Source organism: Paraburkholderia sp. J10-1, from assembly GCF_905220165.1.
Classification (GTDB): domain Bacteria; phylum Pseudomonadota; class Gammaproteobacteria; order Burkholderiales; family Burkholderiaceae; genus Paraburkholderia.
In genome coordinates this window covers 90,636-113,754 of record NZ_CAJMYW010000005.1, presented here as the reverse complement: position 1 = coordinate 113,754, position 23,119 = coordinate 90,636, and the positions used below count along the sequence as shown (strand labels likewise).

Here is a 23,119-nt window from a genome sequence, read left to right as displayed (position 1 = left end):
GGCCGGGCACCGAACTCCACAGCCGACGACGCGCCCCGGCGCACGCTGCCGCATTGCTGCGCCGATAACGAACCAGCATAAAGGAGACGTGATGTTCCACCAGCTGCTGACCCCTATCGGCAATTCGCTGCTGTTTTCGTTTCTCATCGCCGTGCTGCCCATTGTCACCGTGCTGGCCCTGCTGGGCTGGGCGCGGCGGCCCGCATGGCAAGCCTCGCTCGCAGGACTCGTAGTCGGCCTGATCGTCGCGATCGCCGGCTGGCAGTTTCCAGTCAATCTCGCGATCAGCGCGGTGCTCGCGGGCGTGGTGTTCGCGCTATGGCCGGTGATGTGGATCGTCGTCACGGCGATCCTGCTCTACAACATCGCGCTGCGCTCAGGCCGTTTCGCGGCGTTCCGCATGTGGCTGCTCGACAATCTGCCCAATGACCGGCGCATCGTGCTCGTCGTGGTCGGCTTCTCGTTCGGCGCCCTGTTCGAAGGGATTTCCGGCTTCGGCACGCCCGTCGCCATCACGAGTTCGCTGCTCATCATGCTCGGCTTCCCGGCACTCGAAGCCCTGACCTTCACGCTTATCTTCAATACGGCGCCTGTGGCGTTCGGCGCGCTCGGCGTGCCGATCACCGTGCTCGGCGCCGTGACGCACCTGCCCGCCGACCTGCTCGGCCAGATGGTCGGCCGCCAGCTGCCGTTCTTCGCGTTGCTGCTGCCGTTCTACGTAATCGCGATCTATGCGGGCGTGAGCAGCATGCTGCGCATCTGGCCGGTGCTGCTCGTCGCGGGCGGCAGCTTCGCCCTCACGCAGTTCGTCACGGCCAACTACATCAACTACAGCCTCACCGACGTGCTCTCGTCGCTCGTCTCGCTGATCCTCACCATCCTGTTCCTTCGCGTGTGGAAGCCTGTACCCGATCCGCGCTTCGCGATCAAGGTCGATCGCGCGAAGGAAACCCGCGGCGCCGTGACGGGTGCACAGGGCTGGTATCCGTGGATCATCGTCGCGGCCGTGGTGATCATCTGGACCGTCGCGAAGATCTTTACGATCGGCGACGTGAAAGTGCCGTGGCCGGGCCTCGACAAGGCCGTGTTCATCACGCTCTACAACACGCCCTATGGCGCGATCTGGGACTTCCAGCCGCTCGCCACCGGCACGGCGATCCTCGTTGCGGCCATCATCACCGCGTTCGTCGTGCGCCTGAAGCCCGCCGATTTCGGCAGCGCGATCGTCGATACCTGGGGGCAGACGCGCATCGCCATCCTCACGGTCGCGACCATCGTCGGGCTCGCGTTCCTCATGAACTATTCGGGGCTCACCTATACGCTCGGTCTCGGCGTGGCTTCGGTCGGCGCGTTCTTCCCGCTGGTTTCAGCCTTTCTCGGCTGGGTCGCGGTGTTCCTCTCGGGCAGCGACACGTCGGGCAATGCGCTGTTCGGCAACCTGCAGGTGGTGGCCGCGAAACAGCTCAACCTCAATCCCATCCTGATGGCGGCGACGAATTCGTCGGGCGGCGTGATGGGCAAGATGATCTCGCCGCAAAACATCTCAACCGGCGTCGCCACCACGGACCTCAAGGGCCAGGAAGGCCATGTGTTCGCGAAGACCTTCAAGCACTCGATCCTGTTGACGGTGCTGCTCGGCATCCTCGTGTGGCTGCAGCAGAACGTGTTCACCTGGATGATTCCGCACTGAGCCGAAGCGCGCCTGCATGAAAAAACCCGCCTGCGCGGCGAAGCGCAGGCGGGTTTTTCTTTTGCCACACAAGCCAGCGGTTGCTGGCTTGAGCGCAAGGCTTAATGCAGTTCGTCGACCACGAGGCTCATGATCTCCTGCGCCGGGCGCGACGAGTCGATCTGGCCGCTGTCGTCAACGATCGCAATGCGCGTCTGGTTGTCCGTCACGGCGCGCACGTTGAGCTTGTACTGCTTGGCGATCTTTTCCTTGCGGCCGTGGAAGATCTGGTTCCAGAAGCCCTGTTCGTCCGAGCTCAGATCCTTCGGATCGACGTAGCGCACGTAGTAGATGCCCTTCGTGCGATCGCGGTCGTCCACCGTGAAGTTGGCGCGATCGAGCGCAATGCCCACGCGCACCCAGGCGCGGTCGTACGGCTCGCCGAGCGTGAGTTCGGTCGACGTGTACTGACCCGACGTACCCTGTGCGCCCGATTTCGAGCCGCTGCCCGATTGCTGACCGACGGCGGCGACGTTTTGCGCGGCCACGGCGGCCGCGGCGGCATCCGGAGCCTTCGACTTCGCGTCGCTGCCCTTGCTGTTGGCCTTGGCGTCGGCTTCGGCTGCGACCTGCGCGTCGGGCACGCCCGGCTTCGCATTCGCGAGCGTCATCATGAGGCGCTTGAGGTACTCGGCTTCGAGCGCCGGGTCATTGGGCTTCGGCACCCACTTGCTGGAGTCGTTATTGGTGCCCGAAAGCTGTTCGCTCAGCCCCTTCTGGCTGATGAACACGTAGGTGCCGCCCGTAGGCGACGTTTCGAGGCGCGTGCGGTACTTGTTGCGCTCGGCCGTCACGTACGAGTTGCCCGTGGCCCACGACAGCGTGTTGCGGATCAAACCGTCGCTGATCTTCGGATGGGTTTCGTTCCAGTCCGTTTCCATCACGCCCTTGTCGCGCTGGTCGACGACGAGCAGGAAGCCCTGTTCCTGCCAGAAGCGGCGCACCTGCGCCCAGACCTGGTCGGGCGTGCGGCTGTCGATGACAAGCCAGCTTTCCGTGCCGTCACGCTGGATATGCATGCCCGGCACTTGCGGGACCACCTGGCTCTGGTCGGACTGCGGCGCCGCGGCCTGGGTCTCCTTGAGCGAAGACAGCGAGGTTTCGCCGCCCTGCGGCGCGAGCGAGCGCTGGTCAGACGCTTCGTCGAGCATGTTCGGCGGCACAGCGAGCGAGGACTGCTTCGCCTTGGCGTCACTACGGTAATCGATCTTGCCTGGCGTCGGCGAGCTGCAGCCGGCGACCAGCCCGCCCGCCATCAGAAGCGCAAGCGCGCGTGCGGCAAGACGTTGATGAAAATCACTCATGTTCGGGTAATCCCTTCGGCTACGCCACGGCCAGTTTCCGTGGATCAACCAAACATTTTACCGGTCCGGCGGCCCGATGTGCAAAAACCACGGAGTCGCACTGAATCCGGGTCCAGCTTCAGCCGCGGCGAAGCTCGCGCGACCGTACCCGTGACACCTAAAACCCGCCTATCCGTAACAATCATCCACATTCGATTCGGTACTACGAACCTGCTAAATCGCCAGCAAATCCCTTTTAGATCAATGCCCTAACTCGAAGCCACGTCAAGACGCCCTTTTGCGCTGCGCCGCCCTTCCGGTCTGAGACGCTTGCGAGAACGACCCCGGTGCTAATTTCACAGCGAAATCTCAAAAAAGAGCGTCATAAAAAGCAGGACCGGAGAGCGTCATGAAAACTTGCAGCCTCACCCAGGCGGGCCGCGCCGCGGCCCTCGCCTGCGCGCTCAGTTGCACGAGCTTCGCCGCCACACCCGCTCGCGCCGCGCTCGGCGACACCGCAGCGGTGCCGGCCGGCGCCACGCAGCGCGTTGTCGGCGGCGGCGCGGCGCGCGTCGTCAGCGATGTCGACGACGGCGGCACGACCATCAACGAATATGTGGGGAACGCCACCGGCACGGTTTTCGCGTACACGTGGCAGGGGCCGGCTCAGCCCAACGTGGAGACGCTGCTGGGCCGTTACGCAGCGGACTGGCGCAGCGCCGCCGCGGCGCTTCACGCCGCCGGCCGCGACGGCCTGCATGCCGCGCGCGTGGACGGCGCGCAGGTCGTGGTGGAGACGGCCGGCCACATGCGCGCTTACGTGGGGCGCATGTGGCTGCCCGCCGCGCTGCCCGTGGGCGTAAGCGTTGGGGACTTGCAATGAAGGCCCGCACCCAGCGCCGATCGCGCGCGCCCGGCATCGGGCAGAACGTCGCCATCATCGTGCTGTGCACCTTGCTGACGGCTTGTGGCGGCGGCGGGAGCAGTGGCACCGCCGCCGCGAGCACAGGCGCCAGCGCACCCGCTAGCGCCCCGTCGTCGGCAAGTGCGGCAAGCCCCGCGAGCACGCCGTCGACCACCAGCACGAGCGGCACGGTGCCGCAATCGACCACGCCCAACGTCGTGGCCGTCACAGTCGGCCCGACAGCCACCTCGACGCGCAACATGCTGATGGCGAGCGTCACGGTTTGCGTGCCGGGCACCACGAACTGCGCGAGCGTCGCCAACGTGCAGGTCGATACCGGCTCGCAGGGCCTGCGCCTGCTGGCTACCGCGCTGCCAGCGGGCTTCGCGTTGCCCGCCGTGCCAGCCGGCACGGGCGCCGACATCGCGGGAGAATGCGCCGTGTTCGGTACGGGCTACACGTGGGGGACGGTGCGCAGCGCCGACGTGAAACTCGCGGGCGAAGTGGCCGCCGCCCTGCCGATCCAGCTGATCGCCGACCCGGCCGTGCCCGCCTCCGCACCGGCCGGCTGCGCCGGCAGCGGTCTCGCGATGAACAGCGCCACCACGCTGCGCTCGAACGGCATCCTCGGCGTGGGACCGTTCAGCGCCGACTGCGGCGCGACCTGCGTGAGGGCGGCAGCCACGCCGTGGTACTACGCGTGCCCGGCGAGCGGCTGCACGGCGAGCGCGCAACCGCTCGCACAGCAGGTCAGCAACCCGGTGGCGGCCTTTGCCACCGACAACAACGGCGTGGTCATCGACCTGCCTGCCGTGGCGGACAGCGGCGCCTCCGAAGTAAGCGGGTCGATGATCTTCGGCATAGGCTCGCAGGCGAACAATGCGCTCGGCAGCGCAAGCGTGCTGCGCGCGAACTCGGGCACCGGCTACGTGAAGACGACGACATCGGACGGCACCGTGTACTCGCTGAGCTATCTCGACACCGGCTCGAACGCGCTCTACTTCAACAGCGCGACGATGACGCGCTGCGGCTTCTGGTATTGCCCGAGCTCGCCCGCAAGCTTCGGCGCGACGATAGCCGGCATCGACGGCGTGGGCGCTTCGGTGACCTTCTCCGTGGCGAGTTCGACCACACTCTTCGCCACCGGCAACTGGGCATTCGGCAATCTGGCCGGCTACAACGCGAGCGCGTTCGGCTGGGGGCTGCCGTTCTTCTTCGGACGGCGCGTGTTCACGGCGATCGCCTCGCAGGTCACGCCTGCCGGCAATGGTCCGTTCTTCGCGTTCTGAGCGCGCCGGCGGCGGCGACGGCCGTCACAAACGACGAAGGCCTCTAGCGAGGCCTTCATGCGCGCAGATTGCGCGAACGGCGAAACGGCACGGCAAACCGCGTGAATTCGCCTTAGTCGTTCGCGGCGTTCGGGTCGGGCGTGGTCTTTGCGAGCCGCGCCGGCGCGAGCCAGCGGAACGTCGCGAGGCCCGATTCGTTGAAGGTGCACTCCGCTGCCGCCGGTGTCACCGCGGCCTTCTTGATGCCGAGTTTCGCAGCCAGCGCCGCAACCGGCGTGGTCGGCTTGCCCCCCGCGACGCCGTCCTGAGCGACGGGAGCCGTCGGAACCGAAATCGTGCCGGGCAGCGCTCCGGCCTGCACCGACGGTGCCGTGATCGTCGGCGCCGCCATGGCGGTCTGCCCGGTCGCCGATACGGTTGCCGATGCAGCCGAAGCCGCCGACGCAGATGGCGCCGACGCAGCCACAGCGGCCGACGCCGCGCCGTTCTCGAGCCGCCCTTCGATCACCACGCGCGCGCCACGATACGTCGTCGCGCTATGCGTGACCTTCAGGTCGCCGAGCGTCGTATCGGCAAGGCGGTTACGCATCTCCTCTTCGCAGGTGCTGGTGTTGCGGTACTGCGCCGCGCATCCCGCGAGCAGGGTGACGGCGGCCGCGAGGCCGACGAAGCAGGCGTTACGTTTGTTCATTGCTCATCCGTTTTTCAGGCTGCGGCAATTGTAGCGTACGGGGCGGGGAATCCCTTACGGCGCTCGCCCCCGCGCGCGACCCTGCTATCATCGCCGCTGTATATCCGTACAGTGCCGCGCGTGCTTCCCGACTCTCCCGATCCGTTTTACTACCTCGCGAACTTCGAGCGCGCGCTAGCGTGGCTCGAGGCACGCTGCGCCGACCTGTTCGACGCCGCCGAGCGCCGCTTCGCCGATGATTTCGCCCGCATGCCCCAGGCGTCGCGTGCGCTCTTCGTGCGCATGCTGATGCGCAAGGGGCCCCATTTCCGCGCAAGCCGTCTCGCGTACGGCGAAATCGGCTGCCCGCGCGACGCAGCGGCCCCGCTCGTTGCGGCGGGTTGGCTCGACGCGGCGCCCCTGCTCGATCTCGACTCGCTCGCCGCGCTCGTGACGAAAGCCGAACTGCAGGCGCTCGCCGCGCACCTTGGCGTCGCGCTGGAACCGCGCGCCACGCGCGCGGCCTCGCTCGAAGCGCTCGAGGCGCACTACGCCGCCGCGCCCGACCCGCGCGACTGGCATGGGTGGTTTCCGTCCTCGCCCGACACCGTGCTGCTGTTCGCGAGCGCCCCGCTCTGCGAGCGCCTGCGCCTCATGTTCTTCGGCAACCTGCATCAGGACTGGTCGGAGTTCGTGCTTGCCGACCTCGGCGTCTATCGCTACGAAAGCGTGCCCTTCGATCGCGACTCGCGCGCGTTCCAGCGACGTGAAGACATCGACACGTATCTCGCGCTGCGCGATTGCCGCGACGGCCTCGACAGCACCACCCAGGACTTCGACGCCGCCATCGCTATCGGCACGACACTCGATGCGCTCGACGCGCTGGCCCCGCGCACGCATGCCAACGCGTGGCTGCGCGCTCGCCACGACAAGCTGCGTCACGCCACAGGGCTCGCGGCCGAGCGCGCGGGCGAACCCGAACTCGCGTGGCGCGCTTATCTGAACTGCGGCCATCCTGAATCGCGCTACCGCCGCGTGCGCGTGCTCGAACAGCTAAGCCGCCGCGAGGAAGCGCTCGCGCTCGCGCAGACCATTGCCGATGCGCCTGCAAACGAAGAGGAAGCGCAGCGCGCCGCGCGCACACTCGGGCGTCTCGCGCGCACGCGAGCGAAGTCGAAACCGAGCACCGAGCCGGGCTTCGTGCAGCTTGAACTCACGCTGCCGGCGGCGCCCGGGGAACTCCGCGTGGAGGAAGCCGCACGTCTCTCGCTCGCTACGCCGCAGGCGCCGGTGTTTTACGTCGAGAACACGCTGATCAACGCCCTCTTCGGCCTGCTCTGCTGGCCCGCGCTGTTCGCGCCGCTGCCCGGCGCATTCTTCCATCCGTTCCAGCGCGGGCCCGCCGATCTGCACGCCGCTGATTTCGTCGCACGCCGTGCTTCGCACTTCGAAGCATGTCTCGCCGAACTCGAAACGCACACCTACCGCGACTCGATCCAGCGGCGCTATGCACAAAAGGCCGGCATCCAGTCGCCCTTCGTCGCGTGGCCCGCACTGAGCGACGAACTGCTCGCACTGGCGCTCGATTGCTTTCCCGCCGCGCATCTGCGCTTGTGGTTCGAGCGGCTGCTGCGCGAACCCGTTGTCAACCGTTCGGGCCTGCCCGATCTCGTGCGCTTCTGGCCGCACGAACGGCGCTATGAACTGATCGAGGTGAAAGGCCCCGGCGACCGCCTGCAGGACAACCAGCGTCGCTGGCTTGCCTATTGTGCGCAGCACGACATGCCGGTTTCCGTGTTGCAGGTGCGCTGGCCCGATCTGGCTGACGAGACCGACGAAAACGCTGCATCGGCGTTGCGCGCGCCATGAGCTACACCGTCGCCGTGCGCACGCTGTGCGAGTTCACCGCGAAGCGCGGCGACCTTGACTTGCGTTTCACGCCCTCGCCCGATGCAAGCGACGGTCGCGCCGGCCACGCGGCCATCGCCGCGAGGCGTGCGCCCGGCTACGAAACCGAGATCGCGCTCTCCGGCACGTTCGAATCGCTCACCGTGCGCGGCCGCGCCGACGGCTACGATCCCGCGCGCCGCAGGCTCGAAGAATTCAAGACCTATCGCGGCGACCTCGAAGCGATGCGCGAAAATCAGCGTGCGCTTCACTGGGCGCAGTTGCGCGTCTACGGTGCGCTCCTCTGCGACACGCTCGGCCTCGAGGCGCTCGAACTCGCTTTGGTGTACTACGACATCGGTTCGGGCCGCGAGACGGCGCTGGTCGAGCAGGCGAGCGCGTCGGAACTGCGCGCCGCGTTCGAAACGCAATGCCGCCGCTTCGTCGCTTGGGCCGAGCAGGAATACGCGCACCGCACCGCGCGCGACGCCGCGCTGGCCGCGCTGTGCCTACCGCACCCGCAATTTCGCGCCGGCCAGCGCGATCTCGCCGAAGCCGTCTGGCGCGCCGCCACGCAGGGGCGATGTTTGCTCGCGCAGGCGCCTACCGGCATCGGCAAAACCATCGGCACGCTCTTTCCGCAGTTGAAGGCTTGTCCGCGCGCGGCCATCGACAAAGTCGTGTTTCTGAGCGCGAAAAGCTCAGGCCGCCAGTTGGCGCTCGATGCGCTCGCCACGCTGACCACCGCACCAGAGGAAGCCACCGACAATACGCAGCGAACGACCCTCCCCTTGCGAGTGCTCGAACTCGTTGCGCGCGAGAAGGCTTGCGAGCATCCCGAAGCGGCATGTCATGGCGAATCCTGCCCGCTCGCGCGCGGCTTTTACGACCGCCTGCCGGCCGCGCGCGCGGCGGCGCTCGAACGCGTGCGGCTCGATCGCGCAGCACTGCGCGCGGTGGCGGGCGAGCACGCCGTCTGCCCTTACTACCTTGGCCAGGAACTGGCGCGCTGGAGCGACGTGATCGTCGGCGACTACAACTACTGGTTCGACGCGAGCGCCATGCTGTTCATGCTCGCCGCGCACAACCAGTGGCGCGCGAGCGTGCTCGTGGACGAAGCGCACAACCTGCCCGAGCGCGCCCGCGCGATGTACTCGGCGGAACTCGTGCAAACGCGCATCGACACCGTGCGCCGAGCCGCGAGCGCACCGCTCAAGCGCGCGCTCGCACGGCTACAGAAGCTTTGGAATGCGCAAAACGCGGTACAGCCCGACGCCTGGCGCGCAAGCGACACCTTGCCCGAAGGCCTCGTCGCCGCGCTCGGCGAAGTAATCGGCGCGATTGGCGATCAGCTCGCCGAGCCCGCGCTCGTGCGCGACCCCGAGCTCGAACGCTTCTATTTCGATGCCCTGCACTTCACGCGCATTGCCGAACGCTTCGATACGCATTCGCTCTTCGACATCACGCCGCTTGCGCAGCAGAGCGCGCGCCGCCCGCGCTCGACGATCGCGATCCGCAATATCGTGCCCGCGGATGCGTTGCGCCCACGGATCGCCACGGCGCACAGCATGACGCTCTTTTCGGCGACGCTCTCGCCCACGCACTACTACAGCGACATGCTCGGCCTGCCCGCCAACACGGTGAGCATCGACATCGACACGCCGTTTCGCGCCGAGCAGCTCGACGTCCACATCGCCCGCCATATCTCGACGCGTTTCAAGGACCGCGAGCGTTCGCTCGAAGCGCTGGTCGCGCGCGTATCGGCGCAATACGCCGAGCGCCCCGGCAACTATCTATGCTTTTTCAGCAGCTACGACTATCTGCAGCAAGCCGCCGATGTGTTCATGGCGCGCCATCCGCAAGTGGACGTGTGGCTTCAGTCGCGCACGATGGACGAAGCGGGCCAGCAGGCCTTCGTCGCGCGCTTCGTGGAAGGCGGCTGCGGCATTGGCTTCGCGGTGCTCGGCGGCGCGTTCGGCGAAGGCATCGATCTGCCTGGCACGCGCCTCATCGGCACATTCATCGCCACGCTCGGCATGCCTCAGGTGAACGCCCTGAACGAGGCAATGCGCGCATGCATGGATACGCTTTACGGCGATGGCTTCGATTACACGTACCTGATTCCGGGCTTGCGCAAGGTCGTGCAAGCCGCGGGCCGCGTGATCCGTACCGAACACGATCGCGGTGTCGTGCATCTGCTGGACGACCGCTTTGCGCAGCCCGGGGTGCGTGCGCTGCTGCCGGCGTGGTGGCGCATCGCTTCCAGTTGATCTGGATTCCTTATCGTATCCGCATGAAGAAAGCTGGCACACCTTTCGGTGCGCCAGCCGTTTTTCATACGATCAGGCAGGCTTCGCCTTTCCTCCTCCCTTCCCGCTCTTCTTCGGAGGCGGCGGTGGCGGATCGCCTTCCATGTCGTCAGCAGCGATCTCGCTCGCGACTTCATCAACCGGCGGTGACTCCGCTTTCTTCGTCTTCTTCGCGGGCTTGCTCTCCTTCACGTCGGGCGGCACGGCGACCTTGCTGATCGTCACTTCGTCGTTCGTCTTGTCGTAACCGATCTCGACGGTATCCCCCGTCTGCAGCGCGTCGCCGAGTATCTCCTTGGCAAGGCGCGTTTCCACTTCCTGGCGAATCTGCCGCTTGAGCTCGCGCGCGCCGAACTCCGGCTGATAGCCCGCCTCAACGAGGTGATCAATGAGCGTCTGCCCCATAATCAACGTGATGCCCTGTGCAGCCGCCGTGCGTGTAACGCGTTCGAGCTGGATATGCACGATCGCGCGGATGTTCTCCCGCGAGAGCGCATGAAACACGATGATTTCGTCGATGCGATTGAGGAACTCGGGCCGGAAATGGCCCTTGAGCACCTTCATGAGTTCCGCGCGGATCGTCTTGTCGTCGAGGCGCGACTTCTCGGGGCGCTCGAGGTTGTCCATGATGATCGACGCGCCCAGGTTGCTCGTGGCGATCAGAATCGTGTTGCTGAAGTCGACCACGCGGCCTTTGCCATCCGTCAGGCGCCCGTCGTCGAACACCTGCAGCAGCACGTTGTAGACATCGGCGTGCGCCTTCTCGATCTCGTCGAGCAGAATCACGCTGTACGGGCGCCGCCTCACGCGCTCGGTGAGCTGGCCGCCCTCGTCGTAGCCCACGTAGCCCGGCGGCGCGCCGATGAGCCGCGCCACCGCATGGCGCTCCATGTACTCGCTCATGTCGATGCGGATGATGGCCTGCTCGTCGCCGAACACGGTTTCCGCAAGCGCCTTCGCAAGCTCGGTCTTGCCCACGCCAGTCGGCCCGAGGAACAGGAAGGTCGCAATCGGCCGGTTCGACTGACCGAGGCCCGCGCGCGAAAGACGCACGGCGTCGCTCACCGCGACTACGGCGTCTTCCTGGCCTACCACGCGCTCGCGCAGCGTGGCTTCCATCTTGAGCAGCTTCTGGCGCTCTTCCTGAGTGAGGTCCGCAACCGGTATGCCGGTGAGCCGCGAGACGACCTCGGCAATCGAGGCCACCGTGACTTCAAGCGTTTCCGAACCCGTCTTGCGCTGCCACGCTTCGGTCAGTTCGTCGAGCTTCGCCTGTTTTTCGTTGATGCGCTCTTCGAACCCCTTCGCTTCGTCGAAGCGCTTGCGCGAAGCCGCGTAATCCTGCTCGCGCTTGAGCTGTGCGATCTCCGCTTCGAGCTCCTGCATGTCGGCGGGGCGCGAGGTCGCGCCGATGCGCACGCGCGCCGCTGCCTGATCGATCAGATCGATCGCCTTGTCGGGCAAAAAGCGCGACGTGATGTAGCGATCCGACAGTTCGGCCGCGGCCACGAAGGCGTCGTCGGCGAACGTGACCTGGTGGTGCGCTTCGAGTTTGTCGCGCAGGCCGCGCAGGATCACAATGGTTTGCTCGACCGTGGGCTCGGGCACGAGCACGGGTTGAAAGCGCCGTTCGAGCGCCGCGTCTTTCTCGATGTACTTCTGGTACTCGTTGAGCGTCGTCGCGCCAATGAGGCTCAACTCGCCGCGCGCGAGCGCAGGCTTCAACACGTTGGCAATATCAAGCCCGCCTTCGCCGCCTCCCTGCCCCGCGCCCACGATCGTGTGCAATTCGTCGATGAAGAGAATCAGCTCGTCGTGCTTGGCAGTCACTTCGTCGATCAGTTGCTTTGCGCGTTCCTCGAACTCGCCACGGTATTTCGCGCCCGCGACCATCGAGTTGATGTTCACCTCCACGAGCCGCTTGCCGCGCAGCACCTCGGGCACGTCGCCGTTGACGATACGCTGCGCGAGCCCTTCGACAATGGCGGTCTTGCCGACGCCCGGCTCACCGATCAACACCGGGTTGTTCTTCTTGCGCCGCGCGAGCACCTCGATGGTGTTCTCGATTTCCAGCGCGCGCCCCAGCACCGGATCGAGCTTGCCCTGCCGCGCCATGGCCGTAAGGTCGCGGCCGAACTTGTCGAGCGTGGGCGTGCCCGTGGGCGCATCCACGCGGCCATCTTCCGCGCCCTTGCCCACGACCTTCACGACCTTCTGGCGCAGCGCCTCGGGCGTGACGCCGTATTTCTTGAGCAGCGTGCCCGCAATGCTGTCGGGTACCGCAGCGAGACCGATCAACAGATGCTCGGGGCCGACGTACGAGTGGCCGAGATCGCGCGACGCCTGAAACGCGAACTGAAACGCTTTTTTCAGGCGTGGCGAAATCGTCATCTTGTCGATGGGCGCGTCGGGCGCGGCCGTGCCCTTTTGCGCATGCTGATCGATATAGCCCTGGATGTCCTGCGGCGAGAGCTTCAACTCCTTCAGGAGTGCCGCGCAAACATCGGTGTCGGCAAGCACGTACAGCAGATGTTCGGTGTCGAGTTCATTACGCTGCAATTCATGGGCTTTTTCCGCGGCGCGCTGCAGGATTTCGAGCGTCTGCTCGCTGAACGCATCGGTCGCGTCCACGGATTCGCGCGGCACCTCGGCGGCGAGATCGTGCTCGTCGTCATGTTCGTCCTCGCCGCCTTGTCCGCCGAAAAAGCGCGACAGGCCGCTGCCGCCCAGCAGCGAGTCGAACGGGTTGAGCATGCTTTGGTGACGCATCAGTTGGCGGTAGTCGTAGTCGCAGATCGACATGGACTTGCGCTGCCCGTTTTGCACGACAGTCACGCGCGCGACTGCGGGCCGGGCATTACAGATTTCGCAAAGAGTGGGCATGGTCGGCTTGTCTCCGGAGGATCGGAATCGCGCCGCCGAAGTTGGCGAAACCCTGCCACAACCTCGCGGCGCGATTCGGTGCAACGCGGCCGCTCACGCAGCGGGTGCACCAGCAAAGCGACAAATCGGCGAGCACGCGCAGCAACACCATAGCGGCGCAGTGCTTTGGCTGACGATGACCTTGCGGACGGATTGCCTTGTGCGCTTAGCGTGCGTTACGTGAATCTGCCGCCCGACACAGGTGCAAACGATTGTGGCAGGAAACGATTGCCAACGCGTCGAACATGTTCCGCTCGGTGTGCGGTTGACGGTCGACTACATGAAAGAAAAAGGGCGGGACATCAGTCCCGCCCTGAGAACGCGCTCGGGGCGCGTGAGGAGAGCAACTGCGCGTGACGTCATCCGATGCGTTGCGATGTCACGCGCGGTGCAAGAACACTGTCATCAAACTCACTGCGCAAGCAGGTTTGCAATCGTGTTCGCCGCCTGTTGCTCAGCGGCGGTTCGACCCCGACACGACATCGATCCACACAGCGAGCACGAGAATGCCGCCCTTCACAATCATCTGCCAATACGCGTCCACGTCGAGCATCGACATGCCGTTATCGAGGCTCGCCATCACGAGCGCGCCGATCAGCGCGCCATACACGGTGCCGGAGCCGCCACGCATCGACGTGCCGCCGATAAAGCAGGCCGCGATCGCGTCGAGTTCGCCCATCGTGCCAGCCGACGGCGAACCGGCCGCGAGACGCGCCGTATTGACGATGCCCGCAAACGCGCACATAAGCCCCATGAGCGCAAAGATCGCGAGCTTCACTCGGTTCGTGTTGACACCGGAAAGACGCGTGGCTTCGAGGTTCGAGCCCACCGCATAGATGCGGCGGCCGAACACGGTTTGCGTGGCGATCCATGTGAAGATACCGAGCAGCGCGAGCAGCAGCAGCACGGGCACCGGAATGCCGCCATAGCTGTCGAGCATCAGCACGAACGCAAGCAGGATCGCGCCCGCGCCGACGATCTTCACCCCGTCCTGCCAGATCGGCACGACGCTCAGCTGATAGCGCCTGCGGTTCGCACGCTGGCGCACTGTGAGCACGGCAAGCAGCACGAAAAGTGCGAGCGCGAGCACGTCGCCGGCCACGCGCGGCAAATAGCCCTGGCCGAGAAACACGAAGTGATCGGACACCGGCGCGATGGTCGAACCGCCCGTGATGCCGAGCAGCACGCCGCGAAACGCGAGCATGCCGCCGAGACCCACGATGAATGACGGCACACGGCGGTACGTCGACCACCAGCCGTTAAACAGGCCCACCAGCACGCCGAGCGCGAGCACCACCGGCACCGTCACGCCGATGGGCCAGCCGCGGTTCACGTCGAGAATCGCGGCCACGCCGCCGAGCAGGCCCAGCAGCGAGCCCACCGAGAGATCGATCTCGCCCGCGATGATGACGAACACCATGCCGCACGCGAGCATCCCCGTGATCGACATCTGCCGCAGCAGGTTCGACACGTTGCGTGGCGTGACGAACGCGCCATGCGTGAGCAGCGAGAAGAACAGCCAGATCACCGCCACTGCAAGCAGCAGCGCGAGGATCTTGTAGCGAGCGAAGAGTTGCTGAAAACGCATGGCAAAACCATTGCCGCCTGGCTGCTGTTCTTCGCGCGCGTTTTGGGTCGTGACGTCGGGGGTCATACTGCACTCGCTGTATCGGGTTGGGCGCGCACGCTCTGGATCGCCGCGCCAAGAATGTCTTCCTGCGTGAGGTCGTCATTGACGAAGTCGCCGCGCAACTCGCCTTCGCCGATCACGAGCACGCGGTCGCTGATGCCTAGCACCTCCGGCAACTCGGACGACACCATCACGACCGCCACGCCGCGTTTGGCGAGCTGGAAGATCAGCTTGTAGATCTCGTACTTCGCGCCGACGTCCACGCCACGAGTGGGCTCGTCGAGGATCAGCACCTTGGGGTCGGTGAGCAGCATCTTGGTGAGCACGGCCTTCTGCTGATTGCCGCCGGAAAGGCTCGCAATCGACAGCATCGGGTTCGCCGCGCGCACCGAAAGACGCTGCATCTCCGTGCGGATCGTGTCGAGTTCGGCGGCCGTGTCGATGCGTCCGTGCTTCGAAAAACGCTGCAGCACTGAGAGCGTGATGTTGTGGCCCACGCCCAGTTGCGGCACGATGCCGTGGCGCTTGCGGTCCTCGGGCACCATGGCGATGCCCGCATCGATCGCGTCGAGCGGCGAGCGGATTTTCAGCGGCTTGCCTTCGAGCAGCACCGTCGCCGTGCATGCGCCCGCATAGGCGCCGAAGATCGCCTGCATGGTCTCCGTGCGGCCCGCGCCCACGAGCCCGGCCACACCCACGATTTCGCCGCGCCGCACCGAGAACGACACGTCGTCCACGCGCTTGCGGCGCGGATTCGTCACGTCGTAGCAGGTCACGTTGCGGGCCTCGAACACGACCTCGCCAATGTCGTGCGGCTCGCGCGGAAAGAGATTGCGAATTTCGCGCCCCACCATCATCGCGATGATGCGGTCGGTAGTGAGCGTCGCCATGGGCTCGGTCGCCACGTGACGGCCGTCGCGGATCACGCTCACCGTATCGCACACGGCCTCGACCTCGTCGAGCTTGTGCGAGATGTAGACGCACGCCACGCCGCGGCGCTTCAGGTCGCGCACGATATCGAGCAGGATCTTTGTTTCGGCCGCGGTGAGCGAAGACGAAGGCTCGTCGAGGATCAGCAGCTTCGCGCGCTTGTTCAGCGCCTTTGCGATCTCGATGAGCTGCTGGTGGCCGCCGCCATAGTTCATCACCGGCTGCGCCACATTGATGGCGTCGATATTCAGCTCGCGCAGCAATTCGTCGGCGCGCTGATACATCGCCGCGTAGTTCATGCGGCCGCCCGGCAGCGTGATTTCGTTGCCGAGAAAGATGTTTTCGGCCACCGAAAGCTCGGGCACGAGCATCAGTTCCTGGTGGATGATGACGATGCCCGCCCGTTCGGTGTCGCGCACGCTGTGCGCTTCGAGCGGTGCGCCTTCCCAACGGATTTCGCCGCTCCAGGTGCCGTGCGGGTACACACCCGAAAGCACTTTCATGAGCGTCGATTTGCCGGCGCCGTTCTCGCCGCACAGGCCCACGCATTCGCCGGGCTGCACCGTGAGGTCGATGCCGTCGAGCGCTTTCACGCCCGCAAAGGACTTGACGATGCCGCGCATCGTCAGCAAGGGTTCGGTCATACGCTGGTCACTCGCTGCGAAGGCCCGCGCGACGCCATCGCCACATTCGTGGCGCGCGCGGGCCGTCAGGCCATAGACGTTACTGGCTTGCCAGTTGCGCCTGCGTGTAGAAGCCGTCCTTCACGACGACGTCCACGTTGGTCTTCGTGAGCAGCGTCGGCTGCAGCAGCACCGTATCGACCTTCTTCTTGCCGTTGTCGTACTGCGCGTTGTATGCCGGCTTCTGGCCCTTCGCGAGATCGACGGCGAGCTTCGCGGCTTCGCCCGCGATGAGCTTGAGCGGCTTGTAGACCGTCATGGTCTGCGTGCCGGCCACCACGCGCTTGACTGCCGCGAGGTCCGCGTCCTGGCCCGACACCGGCACCTTGCCCGCGAGATGCTGCGCGGCGAGCGCCTGGATCGCGCCGCCCGCCGTGCCGTCATTCGAAGCGACCACGGCGTCGATCTTGTTGTTGTTCGCGGTGAGCGCGTCTTCCATGATGCGCAGCGCCGTCGAAGCGCTCCATTCCGGCACCCACTGCTGGCCGACCACCTTGATGTCGCCACGGTCGATAGCGGACTTGAGGACCTTCAGTTGTCCTTCACGCAGCATCTTCGCGTTGTTGTCGGTGGGCGCGCCGCCCAGCAGGAAGTAATTGCCCTTGGGCTGCGCATCGTAGACACCCTTCGCCTGAAGCTCGCCCACCTTCTCGTTGTCGAACGAGATGTAGCCATCGATATCGGCATCGAGAATCAGGCGGTCATACGAAACGACCTTGATGCCCGCCTTCTTCGCTTCGGCGACGACGTTGCCGAGCGTTTTCGAGTTGAACGGCACGATCACGATGACGTCGACGCCACGCGAAATGAGGTTTTCGATCTGCGAGATCTGGCGTTCCTCGCTGGCGTCGGCCGACTGCACCGACACTTTCGCGCCAAGCTTTTCCGCGGCGGCGACGAAGTAGTCGCGATCGCGCGACCAGCGCTCGACACGCAGGTCGTCGATACAGAAGCCGATCTCGGGGTGATCCTTGCTCGCGTGTGCGAGCGGTGCGGCAAGCGACAGGCTCGCGAGCACGGCCCCGCATACGAGCGAACTCAGAACCGAACGACGTTTGGCGAAATTCATGTCTCCATACTCCTCTTGATGCCGATGCGCAGGCGCGCGCGTACGCGTCGCCGCCGCGGCGATGGTTATCAGGCGGTTGCCGATGTAATTGCGGAACACACGCGAAAAGGCAAGGCGTGCGGTATAACCGTAGGACTACCAATCGACTGCACGACTACACTGGCCGTGCAGTTTTTCTGCACCGGCGCCCTCTCTCAGGCGCCGGTTGCGAAAACCGGTTCGAGCGCGCGGTACAGCGCGCTAAAGGTTGGACGGCGCGCCTCGCGATACCACGCGTGGCGTGCGGCGTCAGGCTCGCGTATCGCGAGCACAGGTGGCTGCGGGCACACCTGCTCGAGCGTCGCGCCCGGTTCGAGCGCGAGATGCGCGAGGCGCGCCGCGCCCAGCGCCGGGCCGACCTCGCCGCCGGCGCGCAGCGTAAGCGCGCGGCCGCTGATATCGGCGAGCATTTGCGTCCACCAGGCGCTGCGCGAGCCGCCGCCAATGACCGTGATCGTCTCCGGCACGAGCCCCGCCGCGTGCAGCGCATCCATACCGTCGAGCAGCGCGAAGCCTACGCCTTCCAGCGTCGCGTTGGCCAGATCGGCGCGCGCGGTCTGCGGCGTCATGCCATAAAACACGCCCTTCGCGTTCACATTGTTGTGCGGCGTGCGCTCGCCGCTAAGGTACGGCAAGAACCACGGCCGGCGCGCGTCGCGCGCGGCGTTTGAGTTTGCTTCGGCGTCAGCGAGCAACGCGGCAACGCTTTCGTAACCCGTCAACTGCGCAGTGAAGTCGAGGCAACTGGCCGCGTTCAGCATCACGGACATCAAGTGCCACGTGTGCGGTAAAGCATGGCAGAAGCTGTGCACGGCGGAGTCGGGATTGGCGAGAAAGCCGTCCGACACCGCGAAATAAACGCCCGACGTGCCGAGCGAAAGCATGGCGTCGCCGGGCCGCACGATGCCCACGCCCACGGCGCCCGCCGCATTGTCTCCGCCGCCCGCCACGACCGGAATTTCGCGCAGGCCGAATTGCCGCGCGAGTTCGGGCCGAAGCCGGCCCGTTACGTGGTTGCCTTCGACTACGTCCGGCATCTGCGCACGCGTGAGACCGCACGCCTCGAGCAAGGTCTCGCTATAGTCGCGCTTCGCGATATCGAGCCACAGCGTGCCGGCGGCGTCGGACGGGTCGGTCGCGAACACGCCCGTGAGCAGCCAGCGCAAATAGTCCTTCGGCAACAGCACATGCGCAATGCGCGCGAAGATCTCCGGCTCGTGCTTGCGCACCCACAGCAGCTTCGGCGCCGTGAAGCCCGGCATCGCAAGATTGCCGGCAATGGCATGCAACTGCGTTACGGCGCGCTCCAGCTCGATACATTCGGCATCCGAACGACCATCGTTCCACAAGATAGCGGGACGCAGCACCTGCCCACTCGCGTCGAGCAGCGTCGCGCCGTGCATCTGACCGGTCAAGCCGAGGGCTTCAATACGCGCCGGGTCGATACCGCGCCCACGCGCTTCGTCGATCAGTGCGCGCAAGGCATCCTGCGTGGCAAGCCACCAGTCTTGCGGCGCCTGCTCGGACCAACGTGGCTGCGGCCGGCTCACGGTGAGCGGCGCGCTCGCGCTGCCGAGCACGTCGCCGGCGCGATCGAGCAGCACGGCCTTCACGCCCGACGTGCCGAGGTCGATACCGATAAACATGTCTCCGTCCTTCTTTTTTGCGCCAGTTTGCCTTGTATGGGAAGCAGCGCAATTGCGAATTTGACGGCGCGCGCTAATGTTTTTTCAGGCGTTTCTTTTCGCGCGCCGTGGTACGGCTAGCGCTGGCCGTAGATGGCCTGATTCACGACATTCTCGAGCCGCTCCTGCTGGCCGCTCGCGTGCTGCGGATTCATGCCGTGCGCGAGCGCGTCGGCGGCGAGCGACGAAAGCGAATAGCCGCCCGAGAGAATCTTGCGGCCGAACTCGCTGTCCCAGCCCGCGTAGCGCTGGCTGCGGAACTGTTCGAGCCGGTCGTTTTCCACGAGCGCCGCACCGCGCTCGAGCGCAAGCGCGAGCACGTCGATCGCGCCCACGTGGCCGTAGAACATGTCTTCCGGATCGGCGCTTGCGCGGCGCACCTTCGCGTCGAAGTTCATGCCGCCCGTCGTAAAGCCGCCGTGGCGCAGAATCTCGTAGAACGCGAGCGTGAGTTCTTCGACGCTGTTCGGGAACTGGTCGGTGTCCCAGCCGTTCTGCGGGTCGCCGCGATTCGCGTCGACGCTGCCGAACACGCCCAGCGCGAACGCCGTTGCGATTTCGTGATGGAACGAGTGGCCCGCGAGCGTCGCGTGATTCGCCTCGATATTCACGCGGATTTCGTTTTGCAACCCGTATTGCGTGAGGAAGCCGTGCACCGTGGCGACGTCGTAGTCGTACTGATGCTTGGTCGGCTCCTGCGGCTTCGGCTCGATCAGCAGCGTGCCGGTGAAACCGGTGCGGTGCTTGTGCTCGACCACCATCGAGAGGAAACGCGCAAACTGTTCGCGCTCGCGCTTGAGGTCGGTATTGAGCAGCGTGTCGTAGCCTTCGCGGCCGCCCCACAGCACGTAGTTCTCACCGCCGAGCTTGCGCGTCGCGTCGAGCGCATGACACACCTGGGTGGCCGCATACGCGAAGACTTCGGGGTTGGGGTTCGTGGCGGCGCCGCCCGCATAGCGCGGATTCGAAAACAGGTTTGCGGTACCCCACAGCAGCTTCACGCCGCTTGCCTGCTGGCGCTCGCCGAGGTAGTCGACCATGCGCTTGAAGTTTTCGGTGTAGTCCTTCAGGTCCTTGCCTTCCGGAGCCACATCGGTGTCGTGGAACGTGTAATAAGGTGTGCCGAGCTTCGAGAAAAATTCGAACGCGGCATCGGCCTTCTGGCGCGCGCGTTCCATGGCGTCGCCGGGCTGCTGCCACGGGCGGTGAAACGCGCCTTGCCCGAAAATATCGTTGCCGGGCCACACGAACGAATGCCAATAGCACACCGCGATGCGCAGATGCTCTTCGAGCGTCTTGCCGAGCACCTTTTTGGTCCGGTCGTAGTGATGGTACGCAAGCGGGTTGTCCGACTGCGGGCCTTCGTATCGAATAGCGGGGATATGTTCGAAATACGACATGATGTCTCCAATGTTGTTGCAGCGCAGCGGCGCGGCGTGCATCCCTCTGTGTGACGCCATACTGCCCGCGAGGCGCAAAGCGCGGCAATTGCGAAATTGCGTGAGACCTTTAATGTTTCCTGCCGACTGGCGCGGCCGGCGCGCCCGCGCCCGCGAATCTGGGCCTAAAATAGCCGGACGCTTAAAACGACGCGCCAGAGGCGCGAAAGACATCGTAGCGCGGCGCTCATTTGCGCGCACCGCGCCCGAAATGGAGACATGGCGGTTTTTTCGCAGGCGTTGCGCGCCGGGCGACCAGCCGCCGACACGACATGACCCGTGCCCCCGCTTCCCAGACGCCCCATCGTATCGCGCTGCTTTTCAACGCGAACAAGGTGTACGACCGCGAGATCATTGCGGGGATTGGCCACTATCTGCGCTCCACACGCGTGGCGTGGGACCTCTTTCTCGAAGAAGACTTCCGCTGCCGGCTCGCGGGCATCGAGCGCTTCGACGGGGACGGCATCATCGCCGACTTCGACGACCCCGCCGTGGCCGACGCGCTGCGCGGCTGCCCCCTGCCGGTGGTCGCCGTGGGCTCGTCGTTCGAAGACGCCAGCCAGTACCCGGCCGACATACCCTATATCGCGACCGACAACCGCAAACTGGTCTCGCTCGCGTGGACGCACCTGATCGGCGCAGGCTTGCCGAATCTCGCGATGTACAGCCTGCCCGTCGCGCAGGAAAACCGCTGGGCGCAGGAGCGCGAGCTGGCATTCCAGGCGCTCGCCCGCGAAGAAGGCCTGCAGGCGCCGATCTATCGGGGTCAGGCCACCAGCGCCAGCGCCTGGAACCAGCACATCGAACAGTTGAGCGCGTGGCTGCACAGCCTGCCCAAGCCCGTGGGCGTGATCGCTGTGACCGACGCGCGGGCGAGGCATTTGCTTCAGGCATGCCTGATTCACGGTATTGCAGTGCCCGAGCAGGTGGCGATCATCGGCATCGACAACGACCCGCTCACCCGCACGCTCACGCGTATTCCGCTTTCGTCGGTCATTCAGGGCACGGAGGAAATGGGCAAGACGGCCGCCCACTTGCTGCACCAGATGCTGCGCGGCGCGCGTTTTCCGGGACAACGCATTCTGGTTCCGCCCGTCGGCATCAATGTGCTCGAATCGACCCGGCATGAACCGTTGTCGAGCCCGCACGTCATGCGCGCGCGCCATTTCATCCGCCAGTACGCGTGCCAGGGCATCAAGACCGAGCAGGTGGCCGACTATGTGGGCGTATCGCGCTCGTCGCTGGAAGAATATTTCCGGCGTGAACTCCGGTGCACGGTCCACCAGGAAATCTTGCGCCACAAGCTCGATGCCGCGAAAGCAATGCTCGCGAGCCGCGACGCTTCGAGCGCGGAGGTGGCGATCCGCTGCGGATTCACGTCGCTGCAATATATGTACGCCGTATTTCGCCGTGAGTTGGGATGCACGCCGCGCGAATATCAGGACAGTGTCGCGAACGCTTCGGGCCCACGCCTGTCCACTTGATAAAGCGGCTTCGGCCAACCCGGACAATCACGCTTTCTTCATACGTTCTCTTCACCTCATGAACACTCTTGCTGCCCATCCGACTTCCGAACCGTGGGGCGCCCTGCCCGGCGGCGACGCCGTGCGGCTCTACACGCTGCGCAACGCGCAGGGCATGAAGGTGACGGTCAGCGATCTTGGCGCGACGCTCGTCTCGTGGCTCGCCCCCGATCGCGCCGGCCGCCTCGCAGACATCCTGCTCGGCCACGACACGCCCGCCGACTATCTCGCGGCCACCACGTACATGGGCGCGCTGGTCGGGCGCTGGGCCAACCGCATCAGGAGTGCGCACTTCACGCTGGACGGAATCGACTATCCGCTCGATCGCAACGAGAACGGCAATCTTCTGCATGGTGGCGTGAACGGCTTTCACCGGCAGATATGGCAGGTGGAAGAAGATCGGGGCGCGCTGGTGCTGCGGCTCGATTCGCCGGAAGGCGATGGCGGCTTTCCGGGCAACGTGAGCGTGCAGGTGCGCTATACGCTCGACGACGACGGCACGCTCACGATCGAATACGAGGGCGTGGCCGATGCGCCCACGCCGCTCAATCTCACGAGCCACGGCTACTTCAACCTCTCCGGCGAAACGAGCCCGGACATTCGCGGCCACGTGCTGACGATCGACGCCGACGCGTTCCTCGAAGTCGATCCTCAATTGATTCCCGAGCGCATTGCCGACGTCTCGGGCAGCGCGTTCGACTTCCGCCACGGTGCGCCGCTGGGCGCGCGGCTCGACTGGCCGAACGACCAGCTCGAACGCGCGCGCGGTTTCGACCACTGCTATGTGCTACGCGCGCCCGAGAGCACGGCGGGCACGCTGCACGCCGCGCCGGGCCGCTGGCCCGTGCGGCCGGTCGCACGCGTGTACGAGCCGGGCAGCGGGCGCGAGCTCGCCGTCTCGACCGACCAGCGCGGGCTGCAGCTTTATACAGGGAATTATCTGGAAGGTCAGCCTGGACGCCGCGGCGCGACGTGCGCGCGCTACGCGGGGCTGTGCCTCGAAGCGGGCGGCTTCCCGAACCAGATCAACATGGAAGCGCCCGCGTGCGACGAAGTGGTGCTACGGCCCGGCAAGACGTATCAACAGGTCACGCAATACCGCGTTAGCGTGCTCGACTGAAGCCAGCC

At 65.6% G+C, this 23,119-nt stretch carries 15 protein-coding genes; 7 read left to right on the top strand and 8 right to left on the bottom strand.

Annotated features, from left to right (window positions below):
* Positions 1-91: 91 nt before the first annotated feature.
* On the top strand, positions 92-1,690 hold the full coding sequence (locus tag U5A65_RS17935) for an L-lactate permease (RefSeq protein ID WP_321946911.1): 1,599 nt from the start codon (positions 92-94) through the stop codon (positions 1,688-1,690).
* A gap of 101 nt (positions 1,691-1,791) precedes the next feature.
* Here the strand turns inward: U5A65_RS17935 and bamC are convergent, their stop codons facing one another.
* Complete coding sequence (gene bamC, locus U5A65_RS17930; RefSeq protein ID WP_321909053.1) at positions 1,792-3,033, bottom strand: outer membrane protein assembly factor BamC; 1,242 nt, start codon at positions 3,031-3,033, stop codon at positions 1,792-1,794.
* 388 nt (positions 3,034-3,421) lie between these two features.
* Between bamC and U5A65_RS17925 the strand changes: the two genes are divergently transcribed.
* Both U5A65_RS17925 and U5A65_RS17920 read left to right on the top strand, forming a co-directional pair.
* Complete coding sequence (locus tag U5A65_RS17925; protein ID WP_321909055.1) at positions 3,422-3,895, top strand: DUF2844 domain-containing protein; 474 nt, start codon at positions 3,422-3,424, stop codon at positions 3,893-3,895.
* Complete coding sequence (locus U5A65_RS17920; RefSeq protein ID WP_321946910.1) at positions 3,892-5,205, top strand: DUF3443 domain-containing protein; 1,314 nt, start codon at positions 3,892-3,894, stop codon at positions 5,203-5,205. The genes U5A65_RS17925 and U5A65_RS17920 overlap by 4 nt, the downstream gene beginning before the upstream one ends.
* Positions 5,206-5,317: 112 nt before the next feature.
* Here U5A65_RS17920 and U5A65_RS17915 read toward each other — a convergent pair whose 3' ends face one another.
* The gene (locus U5A65_RS17915) at positions 5,318-5,896 is read right to left on the bottom strand and encodes a hypothetical protein (RefSeq protein WP_321946909.1); all 579 of its coding nucleotides are present in this window, start codon (positions 5,894-5,896) and stop codon (positions 5,318-5,320) included.
* A gap of 120 nt (positions 5,897-6,016) precedes the next feature.
* Here U5A65_RS17915 and U5A65_RS17910 point away from each other — a divergent pair, with 120 nt between their 5' ends.
* Together U5A65_RS17910 and U5A65_RS17905 are read left to right on the top strand one after the other, a co-directional pair.
* A complete protein-coding gene (locus tag U5A65_RS17910; protein ID WP_321946908.1) occupies positions 6,017-7,744 on the top strand; it encodes a VRR-NUC domain-containing protein in 1,728 nt (575 codons plus the stop codon).
* Entirely contained in the window at positions 7,741-10,032 is a 2,292-nt protein-coding gene (locus tag U5A65_RS17905; protein WP_321946907.1) for an ATP-dependent DNA helicase, read from the top strand. Before U5A65_RS17910 ends, U5A65_RS17905 begins: the two co-directional genes overlap by 4 nt.
* 72 nt (positions 10,033-10,104) lie before the next feature.
* Here the strand turns inward: U5A65_RS17905 and U5A65_RS17900 are convergent, their stop codons facing one another.
* The 6 genes from U5A65_RS17900 to xylA all read right to left on the bottom strand — a co-directional run bounded on the left by U5A65_RS17900 (position 10,105) and on the right by xylA (position 20,429).
* Entirely contained in the window at positions 10,105-12,954 is a 2,850-nt protein-coding gene (locus tag U5A65_RS17900) for an ATP-dependent Clp protease ATP-binding subunit (protein WP_321909065.1), read from the bottom strand.
* Positions 12,955-13,447: 493 nt separating this feature from the next.
* On the bottom strand, positions 13,448-14,647 hold the full coding sequence (locus U5A65_RS17895; RefSeq protein ID WP_321909067.1) for a sugar ABC transporter permease: 1,200 nt from the start codon (positions 14,645-14,647) through the stop codon (positions 13,448-13,450).
* The gene (gene xylG / locus U5A65_RS17890; protein ID WP_321946906.1) at positions 14,644-16,197 is read right to left on the bottom strand and encodes a D-xylose ABC transporter ATP-binding protein; all 1,554 of its coding nucleotides are present in this window, start codon (positions 16,195-16,197) and stop codon (positions 14,644-14,646) included. Before xylG ends, U5A65_RS17895 begins: the two co-directional genes overlap by 4 nt.
* Positions 16,198-16,276: 79 nt before the next feature.
* Positions 16,277-17,305, bottom strand: a complete 1,029-nt coding sequence (gene xylF / locus U5A65_RS17885) for a D-xylose ABC transporter substrate-binding protein (RefSeq protein WP_321946905.1) — start codon at positions 17,303-17,305, stop codon at positions 16,277-16,279.
* A gap of 194 nt (positions 17,306-17,499) precedes the next feature.
* Entirely contained in the window at positions 17,500-18,990 is a 1,491-nt protein-coding gene (gene xylB / locus U5A65_RS17880; protein WP_321946904.1) for a xylulokinase, read from the bottom strand.
* Positions 18,991-19,106: 116 nt separating this feature from the next.
* Entirely contained in the window at positions 19,107-20,429 is a 1,323-nt protein-coding gene (gene xylA / locus U5A65_RS17875; RefSeq protein WP_321909076.1) for a xylose isomerase, read from the bottom strand.
* Positions 20,430-20,740: 311 nt separating this feature from the next.
* On the opposite strand from xylA, the gene U5A65_RS17870 reads away from it, so the two are divergent.
* Both U5A65_RS17870 and U5A65_RS17865 read left to right on the top strand, forming a co-directional pair.
* Positions 20,741-21,952, top strand: coding sequence for a DNA-binding transcriptional regulator (locus U5A65_RS17870; protein ID WP_321909077.1), 1,212 nt, complete (start codon positions 20,741-20,743; stop codon positions 21,950-21,952).
* Between the two features lie 58 nt (positions 21,953-22,010).
* Positions 22,011-23,111 carry an aldose epimerase family protein gene (locus U5A65_RS17865; RefSeq protein WP_321909078.1) on the top strand — a complete coding sequence of 367 codons (1,101 nt, stop codon included), beginning with the start codon at positions 22,011-22,013 and terminating at the stop codon, positions 23,109-23,111.
* Positions 23,112-23,119: the final 8 nt, after the last annotated feature.